The sequence below is a fragment of the Sphingobium cupriresistens LL01 genome (genome assembly GCF_001046645.1).
In the GTDB taxonomy this organism is placed as follows: domain Bacteria; phylum Pseudomonadota; class Alphaproteobacteria; order Sphingomonadales; family Sphingomonadaceae; genus Sphingobium; species Sphingobium cupriresistens.
Genome location: NZ_KQ130435.1, coordinates 314,905 through 341,292, shown reverse-complemented (window position 1 = coordinate 341,292; position 26,388 = coordinate 314,905). Strand labels below are relative to the sequence as shown.

General features: G+C 60.9%; 24 protein-coding genes. 10 read left to right on the top strand and 14 right to left on the bottom strand.

Annotation, left to right across the window (positions count from 1 at the left end):
* Positions 1–38: 38 nt before the first annotated feature.
* Entirely contained in the window at positions 39–809 is a 771-nt protein-coding gene (locus V473_RS14670; protein ID WP_066606434.1) for a CsgG/HfaB family protein, read from the bottom strand.
* A gap of 183 nt (positions 810–992) precedes the next feature.
* Between V473_RS14670 and lepA the strand changes: the two genes are divergently transcribed.
* Both lepA and V473_RS14660 read left to right on the top strand, forming a co-directional pair.
* Positions 993–2,801, top strand: coding sequence for a translation elongation factor 4 (gene lepA / locus V473_RS14665; protein ID WP_066606429.1), 1,809 nt, complete (start codon positions 993–995; stop codon positions 2,799–2,801).
* Between the two features lie 29 nt (positions 2,802–2,830).
* Positions 2,831–3,274 carry a hypothetical protein gene (locus V473_RS14660; RefSeq protein ID WP_242496118.1) on the top strand — a complete coding sequence of 148 codons (444 nt, stop codon included), beginning with the start codon at positions 2,831–2,833 and terminating at the stop codon, positions 3,272–3,274.
* Between the two features lie 26 nt (positions 3,275–3,300).
* Here V473_RS14660 and V473_RS14655 read toward each other — a convergent pair whose 3' ends face one another.
* Complete coding sequence (locus tag V473_RS14655; RefSeq protein ID WP_066606427.1) at positions 3,301–3,852, bottom strand: nuclease; 552 nt, start codon at positions 3,850–3,852, stop codon at positions 3,301–3,303.
* Between the two features lie 145 nt (positions 3,853–3,997).
* Between V473_RS14655 and V473_RS14650 the strand changes: the two genes are divergently transcribed.
* On the top strand, positions 3,998–4,384 hold the full coding sequence (locus V473_RS14650) for a PH domain-containing protein (protein WP_066607437.1): 387 nt from the start codon (positions 3,998–4,000) through the stop codon (positions 4,382–4,384).
* A 168-nt stretch (positions 4,385–4,552) separates the two neighbouring features.
* Entirely contained in the window at positions 4,553–5,236 is a 684-nt protein-coding gene (locus V473_RS14645; RefSeq protein WP_201785538.1) for a hypothetical protein, read from the top strand.
* A 130-nt stretch (positions 5,237–5,366) separates the two neighbouring features.
* On the opposite strand, the gene V473_RS14640 is transcribed toward V473_RS14645, so the two are convergent.
* Entirely contained in the window at positions 5,367–6,044 is a 678-nt protein-coding gene (locus tag V473_RS14640; protein WP_066606422.1) for a TetR/AcrR family transcriptional regulator, read from the bottom strand.
* A gap of 316 nt (positions 6,045–6,360) precedes the next feature.
* On the opposite strand from V473_RS14640, the gene V473_RS14635 reads away from it, so the two are divergent.
* Positions 6,361–7,500: an LLM class flavin-dependent oxidoreductase gene (locus V473_RS14635; protein ID WP_066606420.1), complete on the top strand. Its 1,140-nt coding sequence runs from the start codon at positions 6,361–6,363 to the stop codon at positions 7,498–7,500.
* Positions 7,501–7,547: 47 nt separating this feature from the next.
* Here V473_RS14635 and V473_RS14630 read toward each other — a convergent pair whose 3' ends face one another.
* From V473_RS14630 to V473_RS14615, 4 genes are read right to left on the bottom strand one after another with little or no spacing between them, the layout of a single operon-like run.
* A complete protein-coding gene (locus V473_RS14630; protein ID WP_066606416.1) occupies positions 7,548–8,141 on the bottom strand; it encodes a TetR/AcrR family transcriptional regulator in 594 nt (197 codons plus the stop codon).
* 56 nt (positions 8,142–8,197) lie between these two features.
* The gene (locus tag V473_RS14625; protein ID WP_066606414.1) at positions 8,198–9,133 is read right to left on the bottom strand and encodes an SMP-30/gluconolactonase/LRE family protein; all 936 of its coding nucleotides are present in this window, start codon (positions 9,131–9,133) and stop codon (positions 8,198–8,200) included.
* A gap of 19 nt (positions 9,134–9,152) precedes the next feature.
* Positions 9,153–10,010, bottom strand: a complete 858-nt coding sequence (locus V473_RS14620) for a crotonase/enoyl-CoA hydratase family protein (protein ID WP_066606411.1) — start codon at positions 10,008–10,010, stop codon at positions 9,153–9,155.
* Between the two features lie 54 nt (positions 10,011–10,064).
* Complete coding sequence (locus V473_RS14615; RefSeq protein WP_066606410.1) at positions 10,065–11,174, bottom strand: LLM class flavin-dependent oxidoreductase; 1,110 nt, start codon at positions 11,172–11,174, stop codon at positions 10,065–10,067.
* A 292-nt stretch (positions 11,175–11,466) separates the two neighbouring features.
* Between V473_RS14615 and V473_RS14610 the strand changes: the two genes are divergently transcribed.
* Together V473_RS14610 and ribB are read left to right on the top strand one after the other, a co-directional pair.
* Positions 11,467–13,152, top strand: a complete 1,686-nt coding sequence (locus V473_RS14610) for a class I adenylate-forming enzyme family protein (RefSeq protein ID WP_082679149.1) — start codon at positions 11,467–11,469, stop codon at positions 13,150–13,152.
* Positions 13,153–13,180: 28 nt separating this feature from the next.
* Complete coding sequence (ribB, locus tag V473_RS14605) at positions 13,181–14,317, top strand: 3,4-dihydroxy-2-butanone-4-phosphate synthase (protein WP_066606405.1); 1,137 nt, start codon at positions 13,181–13,183, stop codon at positions 14,315–14,317.
* A gap of 39 nt (positions 14,318–14,356) precedes the next feature.
* Here ribB and V473_RS14600 read toward each other — a convergent pair whose 3' ends face one another.
* From V473_RS14600 to V473_RS14590, 3 genes are read right to left on the bottom strand one after another with little or no spacing between them, the layout of a single operon-like run.
* On the bottom strand, positions 14,357–14,848 hold the full coding sequence (locus tag V473_RS14600) for a flavin reductase family protein (RefSeq protein ID WP_066606403.1): 492 nt from the start codon (positions 14,846–14,848) through the stop codon (positions 14,357–14,359).
* A gap of 8 nt (positions 14,849–14,856) precedes the next feature.
* A complete protein-coding gene (locus V473_RS14595) occupies positions 14,857–16,110 on the bottom strand; it encodes a cytochrome P450 (RefSeq protein ID WP_066606400.1) in 1,254 nt (417 codons plus the stop codon).
* A gap of 12 nt (positions 16,111–16,122) precedes the next feature.
* Positions 16,123–17,205 carry a zinc-binding dehydrogenase gene (locus tag V473_RS14590; RefSeq protein ID WP_066606397.1) on the bottom strand — a complete coding sequence of 361 codons (1,083 nt, stop codon included), beginning with the start codon at positions 17,203–17,205 and terminating at the stop codon, positions 16,123–16,125.
* A 360-nt stretch (positions 17,206–17,565) separates the two neighbouring features.
* Here V473_RS14590 and V473_RS14585 point away from each other — a divergent pair, with 360 nt between their 5' ends.
* From V473_RS14585 to V473_RS14575, 3 genes are all read left to right on the top strand, one after another.
* The gene (locus tag V473_RS14585) at positions 17,566–18,312 is read left to right on the top strand and encodes an SDR family NAD(P)-dependent oxidoreductase (RefSeq protein WP_066606394.1); all 747 of its coding nucleotides are present in this window, start codon (positions 17,566–17,568) and stop codon (positions 18,310–18,312) included.
* Positions 18,313–18,334: 22 nt separating this feature from the next.
* Positions 18,335–19,105 (top strand): enoyl-CoA hydratase-related protein, encoded by a 771-nt coding sequence (locus tag V473_RS14580; RefSeq protein WP_066606391.1) that lies wholly within the window; start codon positions 18,335–18,337, stop codon positions 19,103–19,105.
* A gap of 101 nt (positions 19,106–19,206) precedes the next feature.
* Complete coding sequence (locus V473_RS14575; RefSeq protein ID WP_066607434.1) at positions 19,207–19,977, top strand: SDR family NAD(P)-dependent oxidoreductase; 771 nt, start codon at positions 19,207–19,209, stop codon at positions 19,975–19,977.
* Positions 19,978–20,004: 27 nt separating this feature from the next.
* Here the strand turns inward: V473_RS14575 and bktB are convergent, their stop codons facing one another.
* From bktB to V473_RS14555, 4 genes are all read right to left on the bottom strand, one after another.
* Positions 20,005–21,186 carry a beta-ketothiolase BktB gene (gene bktB, locus V473_RS14570; protein WP_066606388.1) on the bottom strand — a complete coding sequence of 394 codons (1,182 nt, stop codon included), beginning with the start codon at positions 21,184–21,186 and terminating at the stop codon, positions 20,005–20,007.
* A gap of 124 nt (positions 21,187–21,310) precedes the next feature.
* Entirely contained in the window at positions 21,311–22,945 is a 1,635-nt protein-coding gene (locus tag V473_RS14565; RefSeq protein WP_066606385.1) for a flavin-containing monooxygenase, read from the bottom strand.
* 141 nt (positions 22,946–23,086) lie between these two features.
* On the bottom strand, positions 23,087–25,384 hold the full coding sequence (locus V473_RS14560; protein WP_244884429.1) for a TonB-dependent receptor: 2,298 nt from the start codon (positions 25,382–25,384) through the stop codon (positions 23,087–23,089).
* Positions 25,385–25,857: 473 nt separating this feature from the next.
* Complete coding sequence (locus V473_RS14555) at positions 25,858–26,331, bottom strand: Lrp/AsnC family transcriptional regulator (protein ID WP_066606381.1); 474 nt, start codon at positions 26,329–26,331, stop codon at positions 25,858–25,860.
* Between the last annotated feature and the right edge of the window lie 57 nt (positions 26,332–26,388).

Genomic DNA, 26,388 nt, shown 5'->3' with positions numbered 1-26,388 from the left:
CAGCCGTTGCCGGCCGCGCCCTTTTTAATCCTATAGCTTTACTGTGCGACGGGCGCCGCGGCGGCCGCATTTTCGGGCAGGCCGCCCATCTGCGTCACCATCTTGGTATAGGCGTCCAGATAGGCCAGCACGATCACCTGGCCGATATCGGTATTCTGATAGCCGCCGCCGCCGACGGCGGCGAGGCCGCCCATCCAGCCAAGGCCGCCGCCACCGCCGAAGCTGAGGTCGGATTTGCGGAAATAGCCCTCGGCCATCACCTCCTCCTCGGTGGTGCGGGCGTTGACGACCGACAGCATGACATTGGCCTCGCTCTTCTTGATCGATATGCCGCCCGCCAGCGCGCCCAAGGTGCGCCCGCCCAGGAAGCCGCCGACCAGACCGCCAAGGGCGTTGCCGCCGCTATTCTTGTTGGTGGTCACGATATCGGGCTGAATGAAATAATCCGCCGCCTTGACCTGGCCCTTGCCCAAATTCGACCCAGCCTGCAGTTCCCCGGAATCCGCCATAGCCCGTTCCATATTGCGGCTCGCCATGGAGCGGCCGCGATTGACGATGCCGAAACAGCCCGATTGCTGCACGAACAACTTGATGATCGCTTCCGGACTGCCCAGGTTCAGTTCGCGCCACCATTGATTGTCGGGCTCGACGATCGCGACGGTGCCCAGGCGCTTGGTGCAGCGGGGAATTTCCATCTGCTTCTTGGTTTGGGCCTGCCGACCCGACGACCCCTTGTCCGCCGCGATCGCCTGCGGCGTCGCCATCGCCAGGCAGACCATGGCCGCCGTCAGCTTGTTCAATCCACGCATTTCAAGAACCCCGTTTGTTGCTTGATAGAGAGAATGTCGCGCGCCCCGTCTTTTGCGAAAGCTTATCACAGGGCAGGGATGCTTCCAAGCAATGCGGGCGGTCTATGACGGTCATTGTCATGGAATGCAGGCCTGGCGCGCGATCCTGCTGACAGGGCGCGCAACTGCTGCTATCGGCGCGCAATGACCGATCTCAGCCATATTCGCAATTTTTCCATCATCGCCCATATCGACCATGGCAAGTCGACGCTGGCCGACCGCCTGATCCAGCGCACGGGCGGCCTGACCGACCGCGAAATGAGCGCACAAGTCCTTGATAATATGGACATTGAGAAAGAGCGCGGCATCACCATCAAGGCGCAGACGGTGCGCCTTGATTATGTCGCGAAGGATGGGCAGACCTATGAACTGAACCTGATGGACACGCCGGGGCATGTCGACTTCGCCTATGAAGTCAGTCGCTCGCTCGCCGCGTGCGAAGGCGCGCTGCTGGTCGTGGACGCGGCGCAGGGCGTGGAGGCGCAGACGCTGGCCAATGTCTATCAGTCGATCGAACATGACCATGAGATCGTGCCGGTGCTCAACAAGATCGACCTGCCTGCCGCAGAACCGGAAAAGGTGCGCAAGGAAATCGAGGATGTGATCGGCCTCGATGCGTCCGAAGCCGTGCTGGCGTCGGCCAAGTCGGGTATCGGTATCGACGAAATCCTTGAAGCCATCGTCCGCAAAATTCCCCCGCCCAAGGGGGACCGCAACGCCCCGCTGGAGGCGATGCTGGTCGATAGCTGGTACGACCCTTATCTGGGCGTCGTCATCCTGGTCCGCGTGGTCAATGGCGTAATCAGGAAGGGCCAGGCGATCAAGTTCATGATCGGCGGCACCGAACATCTGATCGACCGGGTCGGCTGTATGCGCCCCAAGATCGAGCAATTGCCCGAACTGGCGGCGGGCGAAATCGGTTTCATCACCGCGCAGATCAAGGAAATCGCGCAGACCCGCGTCGGCGACACCATCACCACGGTCAAAAATGGCGCGAGCGTGCCGCTGCCGGGCTTCAAGGAAGTGCAGCCGGTGGTCTTCTGTGGCCTGTTCCCGGTCGACGCCAATGATTTCGACAAGCTGCGCGACTCCATCAGCAAGCTGCGCCTGAACGACGCCAGCTTCAGTTTCGAAATGGAAAGCAGCGCCGCGCTGGGCTTCGGCTTCCGCTGTGGGTTCCTGGGGTTGCTCCATCTGGAGATCATCCAGGAGCGGCTGACGCGCGAATATGACCTGGACCTCATCACCACCGCGCCGTCGGTGGTGTACAAGATCCAGTTGACCTATGGCGCGGGCGAGATCGAACTGCACAATCCCGCCGACATGCCCGACCCCACCAAGATCGACGAGATCGAGGAGCCATGGATCGAGGCGATCATTTATTGCCCCGACGAATATCTGGGTTCGATCCTCAAACTCTGCCAGGACCGGCGCGGCATCCAGAAGAACCTGACCTATGTTGGCGGCCGCGCGCAGGTGACTTATGAACTGCCGCTCAACGAAGTGGTGTTCGACTTCTACGATCGCCTGAAAAGCATCAGCCGGGGCTATGCCAGCTTCGACTATCACCAGATCGGCTATCGCGAGGGCGATCTCGTCAAGATGAGCATCATGGTCAATTCAGAGCCGGTCGATGCGCTGTCCATGATCGTCCATCGCGGCACCGCCGAATCGCGTGGTCGCGGCATGTGCGAACGGCTCAAGGATCTGATTCCCCGCCATCTGTTCAAAATCCCGATCCAGGCCGCGATCGGCGGCAAGGTGATCGCGCGCGAAACCATAGCCGCGATGCGCAAGGACGTGACCGCGAAATGCTATGGCGGCGACATCAGCCGCAAGAAGAAGCTGCTCGACAAGCAGAAGGAAGGCAAGAAGCGGATGCGCGAATATGGCAGCGTCCAGATCCCGCAGGAAGCCTTCATTGCCGCGCTGCGCATGGGCGACGAGAACTGATCGACCCGCACGCTGCGCTTCTGGGCCAGTTGGCCCGGATCGAACGGGCGGCGGCGTTTCTGGCCAACGGCATGTCCTGGGGCGTGTGTCCGCAAGCGGCGGGCAGGCGGCGTGACGCCATGCCCGCCAAGCTGATCGGCAATGGCTTGCGCGAACTTGACCTGTTCCTGACCGACCTGATCGTGGAGGCGGGGCGCGTCCACCGACTGGGCGTGGCGGCGGGGCGCGATCCGGGCATCCATCCGGGCCGCCGCATCTATAGCGCGGCGGAAGCCTGGCGGCGGGCCGGGCCGCAACTGGGGTTGGCGGTGGAAGCGCAGGCGCGTTTGCGCGAAATGCGCGCGGCGCAGAACCGCCATTGTTTCGGACGTTTGCGCGGCGAAGGGGCCGAGGCCGCCATGCAGCGCGCTTGCGCCGATTATGCGCGGCTGGCGGGCGAGGTGCTGGCGGCGGTCGGGGCGCGCGGGGGGTAGGGCATATTTCCCGTTCAGTTCGGCGATCAGCCGGCGCACCAGCCGATCGGGGTGCGCGACCAGGCTTTGGCGTGGCCTTTGAGGATCATCAACTGGCCGATCGACACGCCGTCGCGGAGCAGCAACCTGGCGGACGGATCAGGGTCGGCGGTATCTGGCCGGGCTTCGAACGCGCCGCCATTCAGCATCGCGGCCAGCGCGGCGCGGCCCCTCTGCGCGCGGTCGGCTTCGGCCGGACAGCGGGCGTCGGTCGCGCTGGGCACATGGATGTCGGCGATATGATAATGGCGGCCGCGCCAGGCATAAGTGCTGGCGGACAAGACGCAGGCGTCGCCCTTGGCGTCGTCGCACAGCGCGAACTGGTCGGTGATGGTCATCGGCGCAGCGTCCGCGTTCATGGGTTCGCCGTGGGCGGGCAGGATCTTGGCCAGCAACAGGGCCACGGCGATCGCCAGCGCCAGCGCGACTAGCAGAAGGCCGATCGGCACGACGCGCGTGCGCGTTTCCTGCTTCTCGTTCAGCCAGGCGCCGCTCTCGTCCGGGTGGCGATCGCCGACGTCGTACAGATTGCGTGCCATGATTCGTCCCAAATGGAGCGGACGCTTTACCATCGCTTATGGAAAATTTCGGTTAACCAGATGGAACGGCGCCGTGGGACAGCGTGCGCCTTGACGCCCCGACCGAGCCATGGTCAAGTCGCCGGGCTATAGCGACGGAGGCGGCGTGAGCGATACCTGGCTGTATGACGAGCATCCCGCGATGTTCCGGGCGCATCCTTTCCTGTTCCTGTTGCTGCTGGTTTCGGTGGTCGGCATCGTCGCGATCGCGATCTGGTGGGTGCTGCGCAAGGGCGAGCGGCTGGCTCTGAGCGAGCGGGACGTGTTGATGGAGCGCGGGTTGCTGGCCAAGCAGCGGACCGAGATTGCGCTGTCCAGTATACGGTCGGTGCGCATCACCCAGAGCCTGGGCCAGCGCGTCTTCGGCGTTGGCCATGTCGAACTGTTCAGCGCCGGGGACATGGCGGAAATCGCGATCAAGAACATGCCGCGGCCCGACCGTATCCGCGCGATCGCCGCCGCGCGCAACGTCGATCTGTTGCCGCAGAGATAGACTATTTCGTCCAGCCCCTTGACTTGAGCCGATATATTTCAACGATAGGGTGACTAAAGAGGGGTCGCAGAGCCTCAATTCGCAAGAGGACGCCATGTCAGGAACGTCCGTTCACAAAGGGGTGAACGGCGGGATAAGGGGTCGTCTTCCATGGTTGGTTTGCGAGTGATGCCGTCTTTGCCGGATCTTACGGCCGAGCAGCGCGCCGAAATCCGCCACGCTTGCGGCTTCGCCTGCGTGCGTTGCGGCGTCACCATCTATCGCTATCTGGGATTGCCGGACGGACCGGGGGCGACTTTGCTATGCCCGACCTGCCACGGGCTGGTGGAGGAGGGGCGCTTGACCGCGACCCAGGTGCAAAGCTTCCATGCCAATCCGGTGGTGCGCCAGCGCCATTTCGCGCGCGACCGGCTGCCCTTTTCCGCCGAGTTGCCGCAGCTTATCGTCGGCGGATCGCGGTTGTTGCGCGACACGCCGATCCCGATAACGCTGGAGGGCGAACCGATCCTGATCTTCGCGCCGCCGCGCCGGACCAATGGCGCGACGCGGATCAGCGTGCGGCTGGGCTCACCCGACGGGGTGGCGACCCAGATCATCGACGGCAATGAATGGAAGCCGACCGACGGCAGCTGGCATTTCCTGCTGCGCGGCGACCGTTACAGCATGATGGCGGCGCGGGGCGACGGGCTGGCGGTGCTGCGCATCGTCGCGCGCAACCGAATCGCGGTGGAGCATCTGCGCACCACGATCAACGGCCGCCGGCTGGAGGTGACGCCCGACTGGTTGGAGATTGACGGCAAGCGTCATGTCGACCGGATCGGCAGCGGGACGCTGATCGGGTTGGAGCTTTAAGCGGAAAACAGGTTCGCACTTTCCAGCGCGATGCTCCAGCGGATCAAATCTGTTCTACCAGAGCCGCAGGATTTCGTCGCATATGTTTTGGTCGAGCCTGTTGCGGCAGTTTGACCGTCAATCTCGGCGCTTATCCACAGCATCGCGGCGAAGCCAGTCGAAGTGGCATGCACATGCTGCCGACAATCTGTTCCATCGTGTCTTCCAGCGCATTGGGAAAGGATTCCCCAAAACCGGCTTCATCCGTGCCATGATGTCGCATCAAGATATTGAGGAACATGAGACTGACGCTGATCAGCCGTCGTTGCGCCACATAGGGGGGGAGGTAATCGACGCGCTCGCGCATCAACTGTAGTGCTTCGGTCAAATGGGGCGGTTCCGATCCGCTAAAGTCGCCAAACTCTGGCGATCGGCTTTGCAGCAGATATTGGCTCAGGAAGCTCGCATAGGAGTGGTTGCCGTCGGCGTCGTGCAGATGAAGCTGTGGTAGCAGGATGATTTCGAGGATGGTCCGCGCATCCTTGAGGCTGCCGGTTGTCCTGGCGCGCTGGAGCATGGCGCCGCGTTCCGCCTCCATCTGCTCCATGCGATAGTCGAAAATGGCGCGTACCAAGCCTTCGCGCGATCCGAAATGATATTGCACGGCAGCATGATTGCCTTGGCCCGCTTTCGTCGCAATCTCCCGCATGGACGCACCATTGATGCCATTTTGGGCGAAAAGCTGCTCCCCCGCCAGAATCAGGCGCGTTTTTCCGTCCATGGCTTCGATGGTCAGCGGGGCGCTCATTTCAATGTCCACGTTCGCCATCGCAATATCCTAAAACAAGTGTAATATTTTTGACTGCCTGCATGGAGATGTCGTGAGTCCGAAAGGCGACCTATGCGTTCGCCAGCTTGCATGAAATATCAGAAAATTCAACTTTTCTCGAATTTCAGGGTCTGAATGACGCGCTCCGGCGAATTTTGCGCCGGGGACACCTCCCGACAAGCCAAGAACGCATTTACACTTGACTTAAATTGGTCGATGCGATTATTCCCTAATCGTCATTAGACAGGTCCTGCCGACGCCGCGCCAAGACGGTCAAAAACGGCATGACGCGACAGACGCTCAAGGAGAGACTTTCATGGCGATGGAAACCGGCCTTATCTTTCACCCCTATATGCGTCCAGGACGTACCGCGAGGCAGACTTTCGAATGGGGTGTCCAAAATAGCGTAGCCTGCGACAAGGCGGGCTTCACCTCCATGATGATCTCCGAACATGCGTCGCAGATATGGGAAAATATCCCCAACCCCGAACTGATCATGGCCGCCGCGGCGCTGCAGACGAGCCAGATCAAATTCGCGCCAATGGCGCATATTCTACCGCACCAGCATCCCGCAAAACTGGCCATCATGGTCGGCTGGCTCTCGCAGATTCTGGAAGGCCGCTATTTTCTGGGTATCGGCGCGGGCGCTTATCCGCAAGCATCCTATATCCATGGCATCAAGGATGCCGAACCGCAGATGCTGAACGATATGGTCCGCGAGTCGCTGAGCATCATGGAGAAGATCTGGAAGCGCGAGCCCTTCTTCTTCGAAGGCAAATATTGGGACGCGGGCTATCCCGAAGAGGCGCCTGCGGAAACCGAGGACGATGAGCAGCACATGCTCGCGAATTTCGCGCCCTATAACGGCGCGTTCCCGGAGATCGCCGTCACCGGGTTCAGCGCCAACTCCCCGTCGATGAAACTCGCCGGCGAAAAGAACTTCAAGCCCGTCTCGATCTACTCAGGGCTTGATGCGCTCAAGCGTCATTGGGAGATTTACGCGGAAGCCAATACCAAGGCGGGCTTCACCCCCATCCGCCAGCGTCATGCGGTATCGCAGACCGTATTCTGCGCCGATACCGATGCGGAAGCCAAGCGGCTCGTGATGGAAGGGCCGATCGGCTATTGCTTCAACAAATATTTGATCCCGATCTGGCATCGGTTCGGCATGATGGACGGCTTTGCCAAGGACGCGGGCATCGATCCGGCCGACGCCGACCTGGAATTCCTGGTGGATAACGTCTTTGTGGTCGGATCGCCCGATACGGTCGTCGACAAGCTCAACACACTGTTCGAGGCGACCGGCGGCTGGGGCACGCTACAGGTCGAATCGCATGACTATTATGATGATCCCACGCCCTGGTGGAACTCGCTGGAACTGATCGCCAAGGAAGTGGCGCCGCGGGTCAAACTGCCCGGTGCCAAGTCAACCGCTGCGGAAACGGTGGCCGCCTGACAGGCAATAGGGAGGGGGGGATGAATTCTCCCCTTCCCATGCTTGTCCTAGACGGTCCCGCTGGCGAATCCATGTAGCAAAAGGTCGGCTGCCTGCTCGGCGATTTGCGCTGGTCCCAACTTGCCTGGCCGATACCAGGATGAACTGGAATCGAGCATCGCGATCAGAAATTTCCTGACCACGGTTGGGTCCAGTGCGGCGCTGGCGCTGCCGTCTGCCTGCGCAGCGACGATGAGGTCGCGCCAATAATTGTCGAAGCTGGAATAGGCGGCCAAAACCCGTCGACGCATTTCATCCGGCAAATCGTCGAACACGCGCGCTACGGCGGAGGAATAATCGTCGCCCGACAAAAGGAAGTCGATATGGGCCACGATCGCGGCGCGCAGGCGCACCAAGGGAGACGCTTCGAGTCCCAACACCTCGACACGGGCGACGATGTGGCGGCTGTTGCGGTAAATTCCTTCCATCATCACATCTTCGACCAGATGGTCCTTGGAAGGGAAATGATGATAGATGCTGGGCGCCAGCATCCCGGCGCCCTTGGCGATCTCACTGAGTTTCGCGCCCGCCAGCCCCTTTTGACGGAGGACTGTCGCGGCCGAGTCCAAAATGCGCGTTCGGCCATTATCTGCGTGTGCCATGGCGTCCCTTAGCAAAATCATAAGGGAAAGACAGCATCATGAAGCGTGGTTTCCGTCTACCCGGCATAAAGGGAATTAGGGACGCCTGGCGCGGGGGGAGCGAGAATTTCGAATAGGCCGCCGGCGAGCGGCTGTTCGGCAAATGTCGCGGCTGAAAAGCCCTGCGATCCAGTGATGAGGAAGAGCCGCTCATGGTCGCTGCCTCCAAAGGCAGGGCGAAGACCGCGCCGCACCGGCAGCCGTCGTTCCTCCAGCAATGTCGCGTCCGGCGCAAAGCGGCGCAACACCCAGCTTTCGTAAAAGGCCATCCAGATGCAGCCTTCGACATCGACAGCCATTCCGTCGGGATAGCCGTCTTGCGGCTTGAAGTTCAGGAAGTCGCGGCGGTTCGATAGCGTGCCATCGTCGGCGACGTCATAGGCCCAACTGACCAGCGGCATGGAGTCGTTCACATAGGCGGTCCGACCATCGGGACTGAAAGCCGGCCCATTGGCAGTGACGATATTGCGTTCCTGCGTGCTGACGCCGCCATCGGCGTCCAGGCGATAGAGTTCGCCGGTGTTGCGCACGTCGAGTTTGCCGAGCGTGCTTTCCTTGTCATCGGTGGTCGTGCTTTCGTCCCACTGGCTGGAATCGCACGAACCGGACCAGTACCGTCCCTTGCGATCGGTGACGCCATCGTTGAGCCGGGCGATCTTGGGGTTGGGTATCGGATGGATGAACGGCGCATAAATCTGTTTGTGGGGATCGACATGGGCAAAGCCGTCGGCACAGGAGGCAACGAAGCCGCCGCTGGCGCGCGGCGCGATCGCGCTGATCCAGGCCGGCGCGTCCCAGCGTCCCGTGCGGCCGCTGTCGAGATGAAACCAGTTGATGCTGGGGGCTTCGATATCGACCCAGTAGATGCAGCCGTCCCGATCGTCCCAGACCGTGCTTTCGCCCAATATCGCCTTGGCGTCCCACAGGCACCGCCAGCCTTCGCCTTCCATCATCGACTCATCCTGTCTGCTGTTATAGTTTGATCACCGGGTCGCCAAAGGGATCGTCGCGCTGGCGGACCGCCGCCTTCAATCCCTCGTTACGCACCGTTTCGTTGAACCGGGTGCGGCTGGCGGCCAGATGGCCACGCGCATCCATTTCGGCGGCCATGCGCTGCAAGGTGCGGGCGCCCATCAGTTCCAGACCAAGGTTCACGATCCGTTTGTTGGCGCTCAGCAGGTCGGCGTCGATCAGGGCAAGGCGCGCGGCGAGCGCGGCGACCTCCGCGTCGAGCTGGTCGGCAGGGACCGCTTTGAGCGCCAGCCCGATCTGCGCGGCGTCGTCTCCGCGGATCGAATCGCCGGTCAGAAGGAGCCGCTTGGCCCATTGCGGACCGACCAGATAGAGCCACATGTGGCTGGGGAGGGAACCCTGCGAACGGGCGGGCGGGAAACCGAACAGCGCATCGTCGGCGCAGATCACCATGTCGCACAAGAGCGCCAGGTCGGTGCCGCCAGCCAGGCAGCGGCCATGGACCTGGGCGATCACGGGCTTGTGCATGTCGAACAGCGCCATGCGCAGCCGCTGCGCTTTTTCCTGATGCCAGCTATCGTCGTCGAATTTCGCGCGCCCGCGCTTATGATCGACCTGACCCGGTATGGGCTGATCATATTTCTGGAGGTCGTAGCCGGAGCAGAAATCCGGGCCAGCCGCTTTGAGGACGACGGCGTGAACGCGATTATCCTCATCGGCTTCCCATAGCAGAGCGCTCAGTTGCTCCTGCAACGGCTCGCTCAGCGCATTGCGCTTTTCGGGACGATTGAGGGTGATCCAGGCCGTTCCGTCACGGACCTCGTACAGCAGCAGCTGTGCGGCGTCTTCCATGTTCATCCTCTCTATCTTCCCCGTCGCGGCATCTGGCGCGCCGCGACGGATGGTAACAGCTCAGGCGACCGATTGCAGGGGGCTGGGCGCCACGGCCGGAGCGGACACGTCGATGTCCTTGAGATGCGGGAGAACCTTGCGGGCGAACAGCTCGTAATTGTCGCGGCCGACATCAAAGGGCATGTCGCCAAACTGGGTATAGATGATGAAGCTGCCGACATCGAATCGATCGACCATGGCTTTGAGCTTTTCCACCACCTCTTCCGGGCGGCCCCATATCTGGAGATCGGCCAGGAAATTGTTGAATTTCTCGATGCCATGCTTTTCGACGCTGCTGGCCAGCGCGCCATAATATTCATAGCCCTCGATCTTCTCGAATTCCTTGTTCCCGAACTGGTAGAAGGACGATGTGGATCGGGCATATTCGACGAGATATTTGTCGCGCATCTCCTGCGCCTTGGCGGCATCCTCGTTCACCGCGACGAAGGCGACGACCACGGGCTTGGGCGCAGGGCGTCCCTGCATCGCAAAGAAGCGGTCGCGATAGCTTTTTACATCTTCGGCAACCCGGTCCCACGGCTTTTGCGCGATGATCATCAGGCCGACGTCGAGGTTCGCCATCAGCTTGACCGACTCCGGCGATACCGCCGACGCGAATACGCGGCCGCGATAGCTGGCATAGGGGCGCGGGCGCAGTTCGACGCGCGGTTGTTGCAGATATTTCCCGTCATATTCCATGACGCCCGTTTCCAGCGCGTTGAGCAGCGCTTCGGCATATTCGCGGAACCGGTGGCGCGCTTCGCCCATCGGCACCTGAAAGCCGTCAAACTCGCCTTTGCCCAGGCCACGGCCGATGCCCAATATGGCACGACCTTCGGATAATTGGTCCAAAAGCAAGAAGCTTTCGGCGATGCGGACAGGATTTTGCCACGGCAGTACGGTGACCGTGGTGCCCAGCTTGATCTTGCTGGTCTTGGCGGCGACCCAGGACAGGAATTGGGGGACGTTGGGCGTCATCATGTAGCCGGTGAAGTGATGCTCCGGGGTCCACACCGAGTCGAAGCCGCGATCCTCGGCCTCAGCCGCAAGCGCCAGTTCATGTCTGAAAACCTCGATATCGCTGACTTGATCCTTTAGATTTTGGAACGTCAGCCCCAAACCCACATCCATAAACGCCTCCAAAATATGCCGATGGAGATAAACTAATCAAAATTAGGCTACTTTGGCAAGCCCAAGATCAAATCTTTGGCGCTGGAACATCGCGATCGGGCCGGATGCTATCATGTTGAGGTATTCGTCTTTTTCAATAATATATAATATTATCAATGATTAATGACGATTTTCGTCCCTCGCGACGAGGGCATGGCAGCCAACTCGTCCACTTTCTGGGGCAGGACGACGCTTGACGCAAATTGCCAATGTTGGCATATTAACCGCTATTAGGCAGAGGAGGAGAGCCGCGTTGAACGAGGCCATAGCGGAACGACGGCAGGCGATGTCGGATCGGCACCCCGTCTGGGAGGAGATGACGCTGGATGCCTATCTTGCGCGCGCGCAGCGCCATTTTGCGGCAAAACCTCTTGTCATCACCGATGACGAAACGCTCGACTATGCTGCAGTCCGCCAGCAGTCGGAGCGTCTCGCGGCGGCTCTTTGCGGCCTCGGTGTCTCTAGGGGCGATCGCGTAGGGCTGCTGCTGGCCAATTACCCGATAACGGTGTCATTGATGTTCGCCATCTGGCGCGCGGGCGGCGTCGCCGTTGCGATCAACACGCTCTATGCGGCCAAGGATCTGGAATATGCGGTGCGGGAAGCGGGCTGCAATGTCCTGATCAGCATGGCGCGCTTTGGGTCGCGCCGTTATGATCTGGAACTGGACGCCCAAATCCCCGGCTGGCGCACCGGCGATTGCGCCGCCCTGCCGGAACTGCGCGCGGGTCTGGTCTATGATGCGGAAGCGCCCCAGACCTTTTTCGACGCTCTGCCGGCAGGCGTGTTGCCGTCACAAGGGGCGGAGCCGCATGATCCCGCCGTCATCATGTTCACGTCGGGCACGACCGGATCGCCCAAGGGGGTCGTGCAGACCCATGATAATCTGCTGCGCGCGGCCTATGCGGGAGCCTATCATCAGGCATTCGACGAAGGGCGGCGCGCGGTCTTTTCGCTGCCCCTCTATCATGGCTTCGGACTGGTCGTGGGCCTGCTGTCCGGCATGATCGTTGGCGGGTCGATCGTCCCTCTGCTCCGTTTCGATGCCGACGCGCTGCTGGCCGCGACACAGCGTCACCGCGCGACCTATCTGATGGGCGTCCCCACCATGACGATCGCGATGATGGAGCGGGCGAAGGTCAAATCCTATGACCTTAGTTCGCTTACCGCCGTCCATAGCGCGGCGGCGCCAACCCCAAGCTGGGTCTGGCGGGACATTCAGGAAACCTTCGGGTGCGAGGAGATTTTCACCAGCTACGGCCAGACCGAAGCGACGGCGACGATCGTCTGTACCCAACCGGGTGATCCGATCGAGGTCGTGGCAGAGACGCAGGGCTGTATCGTTCAAGCAGGCGTCGCCGGGATCGCCGCGCAGGATGGCCGTATCTGCGAATTCAAGACCATCGACCCCGTTACCGGCGCGGACCTGCCGCCCGGTGCCGCGGGCGAACTGTGCACGCGGGGACCAATGAACAGTCTTGGCTATTTCCGCCGACCGGAGGAAACGGCAAAGCTGTTTCTGCCGGGCGGATGGCTGCGCACCGGCGATCTGGGGCAGTTTCGGCCTGACGGCAACCTGTTCCTGACCGGGCGGTCGAAGGAATTGTACAAGAGCCGGGGCGAGTTGGTGTCGCCCAAGGAACTGGAACAGCTCGTCACCACCCACCCCGCTATCGGGCAGGCCTTCTTCATTGGTATGCCCGACGATCGCTGGGGCGAATGCGGCTGCGCGTGGATCGTCCGCGCCGAGGGCCATGTCGTGTCGGACGAGGATATTCTGGCCTGGTTGAAGCCGCAGGTGGCCGGATATAAATTGCCGCGCGACATCTGGTTCATCGCCGACGCCGATCTGCCGAAAACCGGGACGGGCAAGGTTCAGAAGAATATATTGAAAGAGATGGCGCTGGCCCACCTCGCCACGCAACGCGGCGCGGCCTGAAAGCAGCCAAGACATGAAAGACGGATCGATGAGTAGCGAAGGCATTTCGTCCATAGAGGACATTATTCACGACGCGATAAATGGGCTGCCCTATATATTGGTCGATGCCGACGATCGCGAAAATGAAGGCGATGTCATCATACCGGCCCAATTCGCGACCCCGCGCCAGATCAACTTCATGGCCAAACACGCGCGCGGACTGATCTGCCTGGCGATCACCAAGTCGCGGGCGGAACAGCTTAAATTGCCGCCCATGGCCATCAACAACCAGTCCGGTCATGGCACGGCCTTTACCATATCCATCGAGGCGCGCGAGGGCGTGACCACCGGCATATCCGCGCAGGATCGCGCCCACACGATCGCCGTGGCGGTCGATCCGACCAAGACATCGGCGGACATCGTGTCGCCGGGGCATGTGTTCCCCCTTACGGCGCGTGACGGTGGCGTATTGGTGCGGGCAGGCCACACCGAAGCGGCCGTGGACATATCCCGCCTGGCCGGTCTGACGCCCGCCGGCGTCATCTGCGAAGTCATGAACGACGATGGCAGCATGGCTCGGCTGCCCGAACTGCTGGTCTTCGCCAAGGAACATGGGTTGAAGGTCGGCACGATCGCGGACTTGATCGCCTATCGACGGCGGTTCGAAAAGCTGATCGAGCGGGTTGCGAGCGCGCCCTTCCACAGCTTCTATGGTGGCGATCTGACCATCCATGTCTATCGCAACCTGGTCGATGGCGGCGAGCATGTCGCACTGGTCAAGGGCGACATCCGCCCCGATCGCGACACGCTGGTCCGCGTGCATCAAGTCGACATGGCGACCGACATGCTCGGCTGGTCCCAGGCGCATCCCGATTATGTGCCGCAGGCTCTCAAAGCCATCGCCGCGCATGAGGGGCAGGCCGTCGCGGTGTTCGTGCGCGATCCCAGCCCGGATTCCATCTCCAAACGGATCGAGGGAGGACGCAAAACCTATCATGATGCCCATGCCACCCGCGACTATGGCATAGGCGCGCAGATACTCCTGGACCTGGGCGTGCGGCAGATGACCTTGCTGACATCAAGCAAGGCGAAGCTGGCGGCGCTCGAAGGCTTTGGCCTGACGGTGGGGGATCGCATTCCGTTGCGGGACGCCAACGTCGCGCCCGCGCCTATATTGGCCGATTGAGGCGAGGGGCGAGATTGGTCCGCCCCTCGCTCCATATGGTTACAGCAAAGGCGACACTTTGCCGTAACGCCCCTTGTGGAACAGCAAGGGCGCGCCGGGATGGTGGATGTCGAGCGCGTGGACCTCGCCGATGGCGATATAATGGTCGCCCGCCTCATGGATCGCATGGAAGGAACAGTCGATCCATGCCAGCGCCCCGTCCAATATCGGTGCGCCGCGCGCCGACAGATGATGCGGCACGCCGTCGAACTTGGCAGGGTCTTTGGACGCCAGCGTCCGGCACAAACCCTCCTGATCGTCCGCCAGCACATTGACGCAAAACCCGTCACAGGCTTCGATCTTGGGCCAACTGGATGAAGCCTTGTCGGGGAAGAAGGCGACCAATGGCGGGTCGAGCGAGACGGAGGTGAACGACCCGACGATCATCGCGGCGGGGGTGCCGTCCGTCTGCGTGGCGGTGATGGCGCACACCCCGGTCGGATAATGGCCCAATATTTGCCGGAAAGTATCGGCGTCTGCGACGATGGACATGCTTTTCCTCAAACTTTCCAGACCAGCGGAATATCCTCCACCGCAGATACGATACCGGCGTGATAGACGGGTGCAGCCCCTTCTTTCAGGGCAAAGCGGGGGATGCGGGCCAGCCATTCCTGCAACATGACCAGCACTTCCATGCGCGCCAGGTGCATACCCGCGCAACGGTGCGGCCCCTGCGCAAAAGTCGAATGGGCGACATTGCGGCGGGACAGGTCAACCGTCATGGGGTCTTCATGCTGGCTATCGTCCAGGCCATGCAGCGCCGTTGGCAGCAGGATGAGGTCGCCAGCCTTGAGTTGCGTGCCATGATATTCCATGTCCGCCACCACATAACGCGCATCGGACACGACGGCGAAGCGACGGAACATTTCCTCCACGCCGCGTTGCAGCTTCATCGGATCGGCGATCATCTCGTCGACGGTTTCGGGATGGCGCGCGAGGTAGATCATCATGAAGCTGAGGAAATTGACGACGGTATCCAGGCCGCCCAGCAGCAAAAGCGACACCAGCCCAAGCATCTTGTCTTCGGGCATCGGTGCGCCGTTGATTTCACTGTTCACCATCTGCGTGATCAGGTCAGTGCCGACGCCACCGCGTCGTTCCGCGATAATCGGCGCGACATAGGCGAAAAAGCCTGCATTCGCCTCTCTCAACGATCGTCCCTGCTCCTCCGGCGTATTGCCCGATGGCCGGGTCATTTCCTTGGCCAGCGCATTAAGGCCCGCCGCGTCCTCCATTGGCAGGCCCGCAAGCGCCAGGAAGACCTTCACCGGGAAGATATTGGCGAAATCTTTGGCGAAGTCGCAATGGCCCTGCGCCGCGAAACCCTCGATCAGGTCGATTGCAACCGCCCGCACATCGCTTTCGACCTTGCGGATCTGGGCCAGGTTCAGCCCCTTGTCGATCGCCTTGCGATAGGGCGTATGTTCGGGCGGGTCCATCTTGGTCGGGACCATGTCATAGGCCTCGCCCGCCTCGCGCGGCACCCAGATGACCCGGCTCGAAAAGCGATCGGGGCTGCGATAGATGTCATCGATCAGCGCGCCGCGCGTCGCGATCCAGTGGCCGCCGGTAAAGGGCGTCCAGACCAGCGGCGGGGTGTCGGGCTGCTGCACCTTCTTCCAGGCTTCATGCACGCCTTCCTCAATGCCATCCAGATCGTAGATGTCGATGTCGCGCACGAGTGACGCAGGCACATAATCGGGAATGGGCATACGGTGCTTGGCGGATGGCGGGGCGATCGTATCGACGTTCATGCCTACGTCCTCTCAGCTTATCGTGGGATCAATGACGGCTTTGGTGGCGACGCCATTCTTGGTGACGGTCAGCGCCTCTGCCGCCTGGCTGATGCCGAAGCGATGGCTGACTAGCGCGGCCAGCGGCACTTGATTCTGCACCCGCGCCGCGAACTGCATCCCCTGATAATAATTTTTGGGCGCCGGGAAGGATGCGCCGCCGATCGTCAGGTTTTTCAGCGTCAGGTCGCGCGGAGAGATGGGCTGCGTACCGATCGCGCCCCACAGGCCCAATATGATGTAACGGCTGTGGATGCCGCTAATGTCCACGCCCTCCGGAAATGCGGGCAGCGCGCCCGCCGCCTCGATCACGATGTCCGGTCCCTGCTTGCCGATCCGGTCATAGATCATGCGCTTGCGCTCGTCAGGGGACAGGCTGAGCGACACGGTGGATGTGGCGCCCAGCGTCATGGCGGCGTCCAGCCGGGCCTGCGCGCCGTCGATGACGATGATCTCGCGCGCGCCGGCCTGCGCCGCGACCAGGATGGCGGACAGGCCGACCGGTCCTGCGCCTTGCACGACGACGGAGTCGCCGAAACGCACCGGACCGCAGCGATCAAAGCCGCGCAACACCGTCGGCAGGGCGCAGCCGAGCGCAGCGATCGCTTCGGGCTGCGCGCCGTCGGGCAGGCGATAGAAGGGCATGTTGTTGGGTAGCCAGGCATAGTCTGCATAACTGCCCCAATTGGGCTTGGCCGCATCCTCGAAATATTGGCTGTTCTCGCACGGCGTCTGTTCCAGCACGGTGCAGGAATAGCAGCGATGGCACAGGGCGATCGGCGACCAGATCACCAGATCGCCAGCCTTGACCGGCGTTCCGGCATAGTCGGTGGAAACGCCGGCACCCAACTGCGTGATTTCGCCGACGCCTTCATGCCCCAATATGATCGGGAAGGGCATTTCGCCGGCTTCGCCGGTCAGGATATGGACGTCGCTGCCGCAGACGCCACCCAAGATCGTGCGGACGAGCGCGCCGCCCGGTTCCGGCGCATGGACCTCGACATCCCATGTTTCCAAGCGGTTTTTTTCAACCAGTACTGCGGCTTTACCGTGCATGGCCCATCCTCTCGATGCCAACCCAATTTGGTCCCACCATCTCGCCGACCCAAAGATACCGCTGACATGGTGTCGCGCCCGCTTAACCCGGCGTTCGATTGATATAAAACTAATCAGAATTAGATAAAATATGCAACAGCAATCTCGACAGGGTGCCGATCCCAATGCGCAGGCCGCTCAATGTAATAACCGGATAATGGCATATATATCTGATATATAAGAAATATATTTCATTCCATGGGTCAATTTTCGGTCAGAACGATCCTGGCGGCTGCCCCGTCCTTGACTTTCCGATCAACTCGCGCTTTGTATAACTGTAATTAGGCTTAAACGGCCAAACACCCAGATATAGGAGAGAATATGGGCCGCCTCACAGGAAAAACCGCCATCATCACGGGCGCGGCGCGGGGCATGGGGGAATCGCACACGCGCCTCTTCGTGCAGGAAGGCGCGAATGTCATCCTGACCGATCGCAATGTCGATGGCGGGCAGGCGCTGGCGGCCGAACTGGGCGCCGCTGCAACCTTCGTGGCCCATGATGTCACCCAGCCGGAATCCTGGGCCGATGTTGTCGCGGCGGCGGTGGGTTCCTTTGGCAAGATCGACATTCTGGTCAATAATGCGGGCATATTGGGTCCGATGGCGGCGACTGTCGACCTGACCGAAGAAGGCTATGATCAGGTCTGCGCCATCAACCAGCATAGCGTCTTCTACGGGATGAAGGCGGTCCTGCCAGTGATGGTCAAGGCCGGGCGCGGGTCCATTGTCAATATTTCGTCGATCGCGGGCATGGCCGCCAATTACGGCTTTCCCAGCCTGGCCTATGTGGCGAGCAAATTTGCCGTGCGCGGCATGACCAAGGCGACGGCGATGGAATATGGCAAGCATAATATCCGGGTCAATTCCGTCCATCCCGGCTTCATCCAGACGCCGATGATGGTCGAGGCGACCGACGAGGTAGGCGGCGATGCGCTTGCCCAAATTCCGCTCGGGCGGATCGCCGAGCCGATCGAGGTGTCGAACCTCGTTCTGTTCCTGGCGTCCGATGAATCCTCCTACATCACCGGGGCCGAACATTTGGTCGATGCCGGCATGTTGGCGCACTAAGCGACAGACGGAGCCAAAACCCATGGCATCGATCGCGTTTGAGGTGCGGGGAAAGCTGGCGGAGGTCCGCCTCAATCGGCCTGCGGTCCTCAACGCCATCAACGCCGAGATGGACCGGGCGTTGGTCCAGGCATGGGCGCGGATCGATAGCGATCCCGATATTCGCGTCGCGATCCTGACTGGGGCGGGGGATCGGGCCTTTTGCGCAGGCGCGGATATGGCGGACCCGCCCGCTGGGGAGGACGGGCTGTCGTTCGGCGGCGGGCTGACGGGTATTGGCGGACGCCTCGTGCCGTTGCAAAAGCCTCTGATCGCCGTGGTGCACGGCCATGTCCTTGGCCTGGGCTTTGAAATGGCGATGTGCGCCGACATCCTGATCGCGGCCGACGACACGCAATTCCGCCTGCCAGAGGCGCGGGCGGGGGTCATCGACCATTGCGGCGTCGTGCATCGCGCCATCCGCCAACTGCCCCATCATGTGGCGATGGCGATGATCATCGCGAGCGAACCGCTCGACGCGGCCCGCGCTCTGCATTTCGGCCTGGTCAACGAAACCGCGCCAATGGCGGATCTTGCCGCAACGACTGAACGATGGACCCAGAAGATCCTCGCCTGCGCGCCCCTGGTATCCCAAGGCGGGAAGCAAGCCGCGCTGCTTGGTTTGGACCATGGCCTGAACGCGGCGCTCGATCGCCGCTATCCGCTGATCGATGCCTATGCGGCGACGGCCGACTGTGCCGAAGCCGCGTCGGCCTGGAAGGAAAGGCGCACGCCCAAATGGCAAGGCCGGTGAAAGTCAGCCACCCATGCGCCGCGTATGATCTTTAGTCGCGGGACATGATCCCGACAGAAAATCAGGTGCAGCCCAGCTGCGTGGAGAAAGGTACTACTGTCATGGAATTGCACGGCAAGAAGATCATCGTGACCGGCGCGGCGCAAGGTATCGGGGCATCCGCCCTGCGCGCCTATGTGGCGGCCGGCGCGCATGTCGCGGCGTTGGACATCGATGGGGCGCAGGGGGAGGCGATTGCCGCCGCCGCGACTGCCAAAGGGCCAGGGTCCGCCTTCTTTATCGCCTGCGATGTGGGTGATCGTGCCCAAGTGGACGCGGCCTTCGATGCGGCTGCCGTGCGTTTGGGTGGCCTTGACGTGCTGGCGCATATCGCGGGCGTCCATCGTCACGCCCCCACCCACGATGTCCCTGACGAAACGCTGGCCTGGCTTTTCAACGTCAATGTGAACGGCACCATCTATACCAATGGCGCCGCCTATCGGCACATGCCGGACGGCGGCTCGATCATCAATTTCGGGTCTGAATCCGGGCTGACCGCCGAAATCAACAATGCCGTCTATGGCGCGTCGAAGGCGGCGGTTCACGCCTGGACGCGCAGCGTCGCGCGCGAATGGGGCAAGCGCAATATCCGCATGAATGCGGTGCTGCCCTACATAGTAACGCCCATGTACGCGCGCTTTCGCGAGGCCCTGTCTCCGGAAGACCTGGCCGCGCATGACAAGGCGACCGCCGAACAGATCCCGCTGGGCGGAAAATTCGGTGACGCGGACACGGATCTCGCGCCCGTCCTGCTATTCCTGGCCAGCGATGGCGCCCGCTTCATCACCGGGCAACTCATCCCTGTCGATGGCGGGCTGATTTCCGTTCGGTGATCTGGACGGGCATCGCCAGCGGATAGGCTATCCCATCCGCTCGATGACCATGGCGATGCCCTGTCCGCCGCCGATGCACATGGTGATCAGACCGTATCGGCCTCCGATCCGCTCCAGTTCGTAGATCGCCTTGACGGTCAATATCGCCCCGGTCGCGCCAACCGGATGGCCCAGGGCTACGCCGGACCCGTTCGGATTGACCTTTTCTGCATCAAATCCCAGGACCTTGGCGACGGCGCAGGCCTGGGCCGCAAAGGCTTCGTTGGATTCGATGACATCCATCTGCTCAAGCGCAAGGCCCGCGCGCGCCAGGGCGATGGGAACCGCCTTGACCGGGCCGATGCCCATACGGTCCGGCTGCACGCCGGCATGACCCCAACTGACGATTCGGGCCAGCGGTTTCAGATTGGCCGCGTCCACCGCCGCCTGCGACGCCAGGACCAGGGCGGCCGCGCCGTCGTTGATCCCCGATGCGTTGCCAGCGGTGACGGAGCCATCCTTCTTGAAGGCGGGCTTCAGCCCGGCAAGCTGTTCCACGCTGGCATCGGCGCGCACATGCTCGTCGGTATCGAACAGTCTCGTCCCTTTCCGATCCTTGACCGCGATCGGCAGGATTTGCGACGAAAAGCGCCCTTCCTTTTGAGCCCGCGCCGCCCTTTGGTGGCTCTCGACGGCCAGACGGTCCTGATCCGCGCGCGAAATGTCGTGATCGGCAGCCACATTTTCGGCGGTCACGCCCATATGAATGCCTTCGAAGGGATCGCTCAGCACCGCAATGAGCGCATCGACCATTTTGATGTCGCCCATCTTCTGCCCAAAACGGGCCGCCGCGACATGGTGCGGGGAACGGGTCATGGACTCCGCGCCACCGGCGACGGCGAAATCGCATTCGTCCAGCGCCAGCATCTGCGCGGCGGAGATGATCGCCTGGACACCCGAACCGCACAGGCGGTTCAGCGTAAGGGCGGGCACCTCGATCGGAATGCCTGCGTCGACCGCCGCGACCCGCGCCAGATAGGCGTCCTTGGGTTCGCTGGGGATGACATTGCCCATGACGACATGACCGATCTGATCGGCGGCGATGCCCGACCGTGCAATGGCTTCGGCGATGACCGCAGCGCCCAGTTTCGCTGGCGGATAGTCTTTAAGACTGCCGCCAAAGTCGCCTATCGCAGTACGAACGCCCGCCAGAATATATACAGATGTCATAGCCGCTCCTTGAACCGGGTAACGCAATACAGGCTGCCAATATCGCCTGATCGGTCGTGTTCGCTATCGCCGGGTGGATAGCTGTCGATGCGGCCTATGCGCAAGTCGCGACCGTCGCCGGGCATCACGCCAGTTCGAACCCCTCATAGCCGCCATAGGCGACCTCCTCGCATCGCTTGCGATATTCCGGGCCACCGCCGACATAGACCAGAGTGCGGCGCACGGTGGTCCCATCGGGCTTTTGCGTCACCTTGACCCACCACGCATTGGTGTCGGCCATCAGCGTCCTGGCAAAATCGGCATATACCGCGTCGGTCCACTGTTTTTCGGCCGCCTGCGTCGGTTGCGCATAGCTATAATTGCCAGCCTTCATGTAACAAAGCATCTGCGTGACCCATTCAGCCTGAAGCGCGCCGCACACCCCGACATTACAAAATGCCGAGCCATTATGCGGTCCAACCAGCGTATAGAAGTTGGGAAAGCCGCGCGCCTGTAAGCCTAGATAGGTTGACGGGCCATCGACCCAGGCGTCGATCAGTCGCACACCGTCATGGCCCCGGATGTCGATCCGGTCGAGCGATCCGGTGATGCCATCGAACCCGGTCGCAAAGATGATGACGTCCAGATCGTAAATCTCTTCGCCGATCTTCGCGCCTTGCGCCACGAATTCGTCGATCGGCGTCGTCTTTATATCGACCAGATGGACGTTGGGCTGGTTGTAGGTTTCATAATAGTTGGTTTCCATCGGCACGCGCTTCGCGCCGAATGGATGATCGACCGGTATCAGCTTTTCGGCGACCTCTGGATCATCGACCCGCTGCCTGATTTTGCCGGCGACGAAATCCGCCAGGATTTTATTCGATTCCTTGCTTAGCAGCAGGTCGCGGAAGGTGCTTAGCCAGATTCCGTATCCAGGCTTGTCGTAAAGAGCCTCGAAAAATGCGTTTCGCTCCTTTTCCGGCACTTCGGATGTTTTGCGCGTATCGCGATGATAGGGGAAGGCGGTTGGCGTCGTCTTGACATATTCGAGGATGGTGGGGAAACGAGCCTTGATCAGGTCCATCTCCTCCTCGCCCAGCGCCGAATTGCCAAGTGGAGTGCACCAATTGGGCGTGCGCTGGAACACGAACAGATCCTGCGCGGTTTCCGCGACGATGGGGATGATCTGGACGCCGGTGGCGCCGGTGCCGATCACGCCCACGCGCTTGCCTGCAAAGTCGATATTCCTGGGCTTGCCGTCTGCATCCGTGGGCCAGCGCGACGAATGGAAAGCCTCGCCCTGGAACAGGTCCAGCCCTTTGTAATCGGGCATGGCGGATGCCGATAGCGGGCCGGTGGCCGATATCAGATAACGGCAGGTCAGGCAGGCGCCGTCGTCCAGCCTGATATCCCAGACATTGTCCGCTTCATTATAATGGGCCGATACGACCTTGGTCTTGAACTTGTACAGCCGCCTTATATCCATCCTGTCGGCCGCAGCGTTGACGTACCGCAGCATTTCGGGCTGGCCTGCGAAATTCTCGCTCCACCGCCATTCGGGGATGATGCCTTTCAGCGCGAAATAGCCATAGGCATAGCTTTCGGTATCGAGCCGGCAGCCCGGATAGCGGTTCCAATACCAGGTGCCCCCGACATCCTCGGCCGCATCGACGCCCAGCACGCTCATCCCATTCTGGTCGAGCAGATATGTTTGATAGATGCCGGTGACGCCCGCACCGATCACGACTGCGTCATAATCGGGGTTGATAATTGTCGGCATGTCCTGTGTCTTTCCTGACGCGATGCGCCTGTCCCGAACGGGAATAGACTATATGTCGCGCGCTTTGATGGGGTCAGCGGCGCCTGGAAGCTTAGAGGGGGGACAGGGACAAGACATGCCTGCCCCCCTTCAGATTGCGCCTTAGAAGCGGTAGGTCACTTCCGCGCCAAAGGTTTGGGGTTCACCCCAGATGGCCGTGTTGAAGCCGCCGCTGCCGCCTTCGACATAGCCCGAATTATAGTAGAATTCGTCGAGCAGGTTCTTGGCGTAGGCCGCGACCGAGAATTTGCTGCCCATGACGTCGTTCCAACTCAACCGAACATCGACGGTCGCATAGCCAGGCAATTTGGTGCGCGGCGTAATCGAGCCTTCGTTGTTCGAAAAATGGGTCGATGTCTGGCCGAACACATCGGTGCGCAGCTTCACCTTTCCGACGTCTTCCGACAGGGGCATGGTGATTTCGGCAAAGACAGAACCCGCCCATTTGGGCGCGTCGGCATAGGTGTCGAAGGGAATTATCGGCCCGCCCAGCGGCGCGAGGTCAACGATATTCTTGGTGAATTTCGCGTCGGTATAGGCGCCCGAAATGCCCAGTTCCAGCCAGGCGCTGGGTTTTACATTGGCGTCGAACTCGACGCCCTGGATGCGCTTTTCGGGCACGTTTACGGTGAACGCCGACGGGCCTGCGCCCAGATCGACGAACAGCGAATGCTGCGCATCCTTCACGATCTGGCGATAGATGGCCAGATTGATCCGGGTCGGCATGGCGCCGATATAGTCGTTGAACTTATAGCCCAGTTCGAAATCATAGGTATTTTCATTGTCGAAGAAATTGGCGTTGTTGAACGGGCCGACCGCGCCGTTGAAGCCGCCGGCGCGGAAGCTGCCGCGCTGCGCGAAATAGACCATGTTGCCCGAATTGATCTGATACTGGATATTGAACGTCCAGCTCGGATCATGGAGCTTGGCTTCCTGCTTGAATGGCGTGGAGCCGTTCAAATTGAAGAGGCTTCCTGCCTTTTGGCGAAGGCTCACCGTCTCCCAGCTATAGCGTCCGCCAGCGGTTACGCTCAGCTTGTCCGTCACCGCATAGGTCAGCTGGCCAAACACCGCCTTCGATTCGTTCCCGACTTCGTAATTATAAGCGATGTCGGCCAGCGGCGTCGGCAATTCCGCGCCGACGATGACCGGAATATATTCCTGCTTCGTCGTGTCGGAATAGAAGACGCCTAGGATATATTCGAGGCCGCCCGTTTTTCCTTGAAGTTGCAGTTCGTTCGAAATCCGCTCTGTGCTGAATTCCTCGCCGCCCGGAGGGCCGTTGCCCAGGCCGGATCGATTGTAGAGGCTCAGCGAGCCGAAGGGCGAACCGGTCAGAATACCTGGCGTGCGCGCGAAGGCGTCGGCATAGTTGAAGATGTTCTTCAGCACGACATCGTCGCCGATTTCCGCCTCGACAGTGTTGGTGATGAACGCGGTGTGAGCCTTGTGCGGCAGGTCATAGCTTAGCCAGACCTTATAGGGATTCGCCTGCTGCCAGGCCAGATAGCCCGCTACGGCGCCCGGCCATGTGCCGTCGCCCCGTGGCCCATCGCCGATCAAGGGAGCAAAAGGGCTGTTCACGCCATAAAGGGTATCGAGCGTGCTGTTGAGGACATAGCCGTTATTGACCTCTCCCGCCATATGATAGGAATAGAGACCGCCAGCGCCTTCCGATCCGCCGAAGTCGCTGTACTGCGCGACCGTCGTCATCTTGAAACCGTCCCTCGGTTCCAGGACGACCGTGATACGGCCTGACAGCGAATCCGTGTCGCCCAGCGTGTTGCCGGTCTTGATATTGCGGATATAGCCGTCCTGCTTGTTGTAATCGCCGGCGACACGAACCTTGATCATGTCGGATACTGGAATGTCCACGGCGCCCTGCACCTGGATATAATTACGCTGACCACCCTTGATAGTCAGGAACCCGCCAAAGTCGTCACCCGGCTTCGCCGTTTCGTACAAAATCGCGCCGCCCGTCGCATTGCGACCGAACAAAGTGCCCTGCGGTCCTTTGAGGACCTGCACAGAATTGAAGTCGAAAAAGGCCGTCGATGTGTTGCCTTCGGTCGCCGGCGCTTCGTTGATATAGGTCAGAACCGCGGGGCTTGAGCCGGAAAAGGGATCGAGTGTCTGGCCACGCAGGGTGAAGTTGAGTTGGTTGGAGTTCTGACCGCTCTTGACCACCAGTCCGGGAACTAGCGCCGCGAGATCCTGTTCGCTTGCCACATTGCGCGACTGAAGCGTGTCGGCATTGAAAGCCGACACGGCCACCGGAACCTTGGAAAGGGATTGTTCCCGCCTCTGGGCGGTAACAACGATGTCGGCCGGCGAAGCAATTTTTTCATTGCTCTGACTATCGTCCGCCGCCTGCGGGGCATCCTGGCCCAATGCGGGCATCGCAGCCAAAAGCCCAATAGTGGCAATGCCGCAAGCCAATTGTTGCTTCACATTCATAACACTCTCCCATCTTGGCGTGCCCCTGCAGGCATCTTTGAGAACATTAGACTAACTATGATTAGGCAAATGTCAATCGGGAACGCAGGTATTGCAACTGGTCGAACGCAAAAGGTTGCGACGGTAAGATGAGACTGGTTAAATCGCCGTATTTATATATGAATTACAGATAGATAGATTGTTTGGCGAACGTGAGGGTTTCACGTAAAATTCAGATTGTTTTGAGGCATTTTCAAAATTTCAAAACAAACTAAAATTAGGGTGAATTTGTGCCGCAAGGCGCCGGCGATTCTAATTCGCACGCGCACTCGCCACTCTGCGGCGTTCAGCGCGCGCATGTGCCGGCCGAATGCTATATGATTGAAGGCATATGTCTGGCGCGCCATGCGCAGGAATGGGAGGTCCAGCCTCCACCATCACGGAATCACCAACTCCATACCCGCCTTTACCCGATCAAGCGCGAGAAAGCTGTGGAAGCTGGCAATATAGTCCGTGTCCGACAGCAGCCGCCGGGTGGTCGCGTCGTAATGACGCATGTCCGGTGACACGATCAGCAGGATGAAGCTGCAGCCGCCCGTTACATAATAGCATTGCTGCACCGCCGGGTCGGCGCGGAACAAGGCCTTGGCGCGATCGACCGTGGCGGAGCGTTCGTCAGTCAGATGGACCTCCACGATCGCGGTGATGTCCAGGCTTACCGCGTCGGGATCGACGATCGCGGCGTTGCGGGCGATGATGCCGTCCTTTTCCATGGCGGCGATGCGGCGCTGGACCGCTGCGGTGGACAGGTTCACCGCCTGCGCGATGGCGCGCTGCGGCGTGCGATTATCCTGCTGGATGATTCGCAGGATCGCGCGGTCGAACGGGTCGGGAAGGCGAATATCGGGCATAAGCGAGTAATTGTTGCATTTCTGGGGCTAATCAAGAGCATTTTTCCCGCCGTCATG

Bases quoted from the DNA above. Each gene is read 5' to 3' on its own strand.
- ribB (WP_066606405.1), top strand. From the start codon at position 13,181: ATGAGTAGCGAAGGCATTTCGTCCATAGAGGACATTATTCACGACGCG.
- bktB (WP_066606388.1), bottom strand. From the start codon at position 21,186: ATGACATCTGTATATATTCTGGCGGGCGTTCGTACTGCGATAGGCGAC.
- V473_RS14620 (WP_066606411.1), bottom strand. From the start codon at position 10,010: ATGAACATGGAAGACGCCGCACAGCTGCTGCTGTACGAGGTCCGTGAC.
- V473_RS14585 (WP_066606394.1), top strand. From the start codon at position 17,566: ATGGGCCGCCTCACAGGAAAAACCGCCATCATCACGGGCGCGGCGCGG.
- V473_RS14595 (WP_066606400.1), bottom strand. From the start codon at position 16,110: ATGAACGTCGATACGATCGCCCCGCCATCCGCCAAGCACCGTATGCCC.
- V473_RS14625 (WP_066606414.1), bottom strand. From the start codon at position 9,133: ATGATGGAAGGCGAAGGCTGGCGGTGCCTGTGGGACGCCAAGGCGATA.
- V473_RS14615 (WP_066606410.1), bottom strand. From the start codon at position 11,174: ATGGATGTGGGTTTGGGGCTGACGTTCCAAAATCTAAAGGATCAAGTC.
- V473_RS14580 (WP_066606391.1), top strand. From the start codon at position 18,335: ATGGCATCGATCGCGTTTGAGGTGCGGGGAAAGCTGGCGGAGGTCCGC.
- lepA (WP_066606429.1), top strand. From the start codon at position 993: ATGACCGATCTCAGCCATATTCGCAATTTTTCCATCATCGCCCATATC.
- V473_RS14655 (WP_066606427.1), bottom strand. From the start codon at position 3,852: ATGGCACGCAATCTGTACGACGTCGGCGATCGCCACCCGGACGAGAGC.
- V473_RS14645 (WP_201785538.1), top strand. From the start codon at position 4,553: ATGCCGTCTTTGCCGGATCTTACGGCCGAGCAGCGCGCCGAAATCCGC.
- V473_RS14565 (WP_066606385.1), bottom strand. From the start codon at position 22,945: ATGCCGACAATTATCAACCCCGATTATGACGCAGTCGTGATCGGTGCG.
- V473_RS14640 (WP_066606422.1), bottom strand. From the start codon at position 6,044: ATGGCGAACGTGGACATTGAAATGAGCGCCCCGCTGACCATCGAAGCC.
- V473_RS14635 (WP_066606420.1), top strand. From the start codon at position 6,361: ATGGCGATGGAAACCGGCCTTATCTTTCACCCCTATATGCGTCCAGGA.
- V473_RS14590 (WP_066606397.1), bottom strand. From the start codon at position 17,205: ATGCACGGTAAAGCCGCAGTACTGGTTGAAAAAAACCGCTTGGAAACA.
- V473_RS14575 (WP_066607434.1), top strand. From the start codon at position 19,207: ATGGAATTGCACGGCAAGAAGATCATCGTGACCGGCGCGGCGCAAGGT.
- V473_RS14555 (WP_066606381.1), bottom strand. From the start codon at position 26,331: ATGCCCGATATTCGCCTTCCCGACCCGTTCGACCGCGCGATCCTGCGA.
- V473_RS14560 (WP_244884429.1), bottom strand. From the start codon at position 25,384: ATGCCCGCATTGGGCCAGGATGCCCCGCAGGCGGCGGACGATAGTCAG.
- V473_RS14600 (WP_066606403.1), bottom strand. From the start codon at position 14,848: ATGTCCATCGTCGCAGACGCCGATACTTTCCGGCAAATATTGGGCCAT.
- V473_RS14630 (WP_066606416.1), bottom strand. From the start codon at position 8,141: ATGGCACACGCAGATAATGGCCGAACGCGCATTTTGGACTCGGCCGCG.
- V473_RS14670 (WP_066606434.1), bottom strand. From the start codon at position 809: ATGCGTGGATTGAACAAGCTGACGGCGGCCATGGTCTGCCTGGCGATG.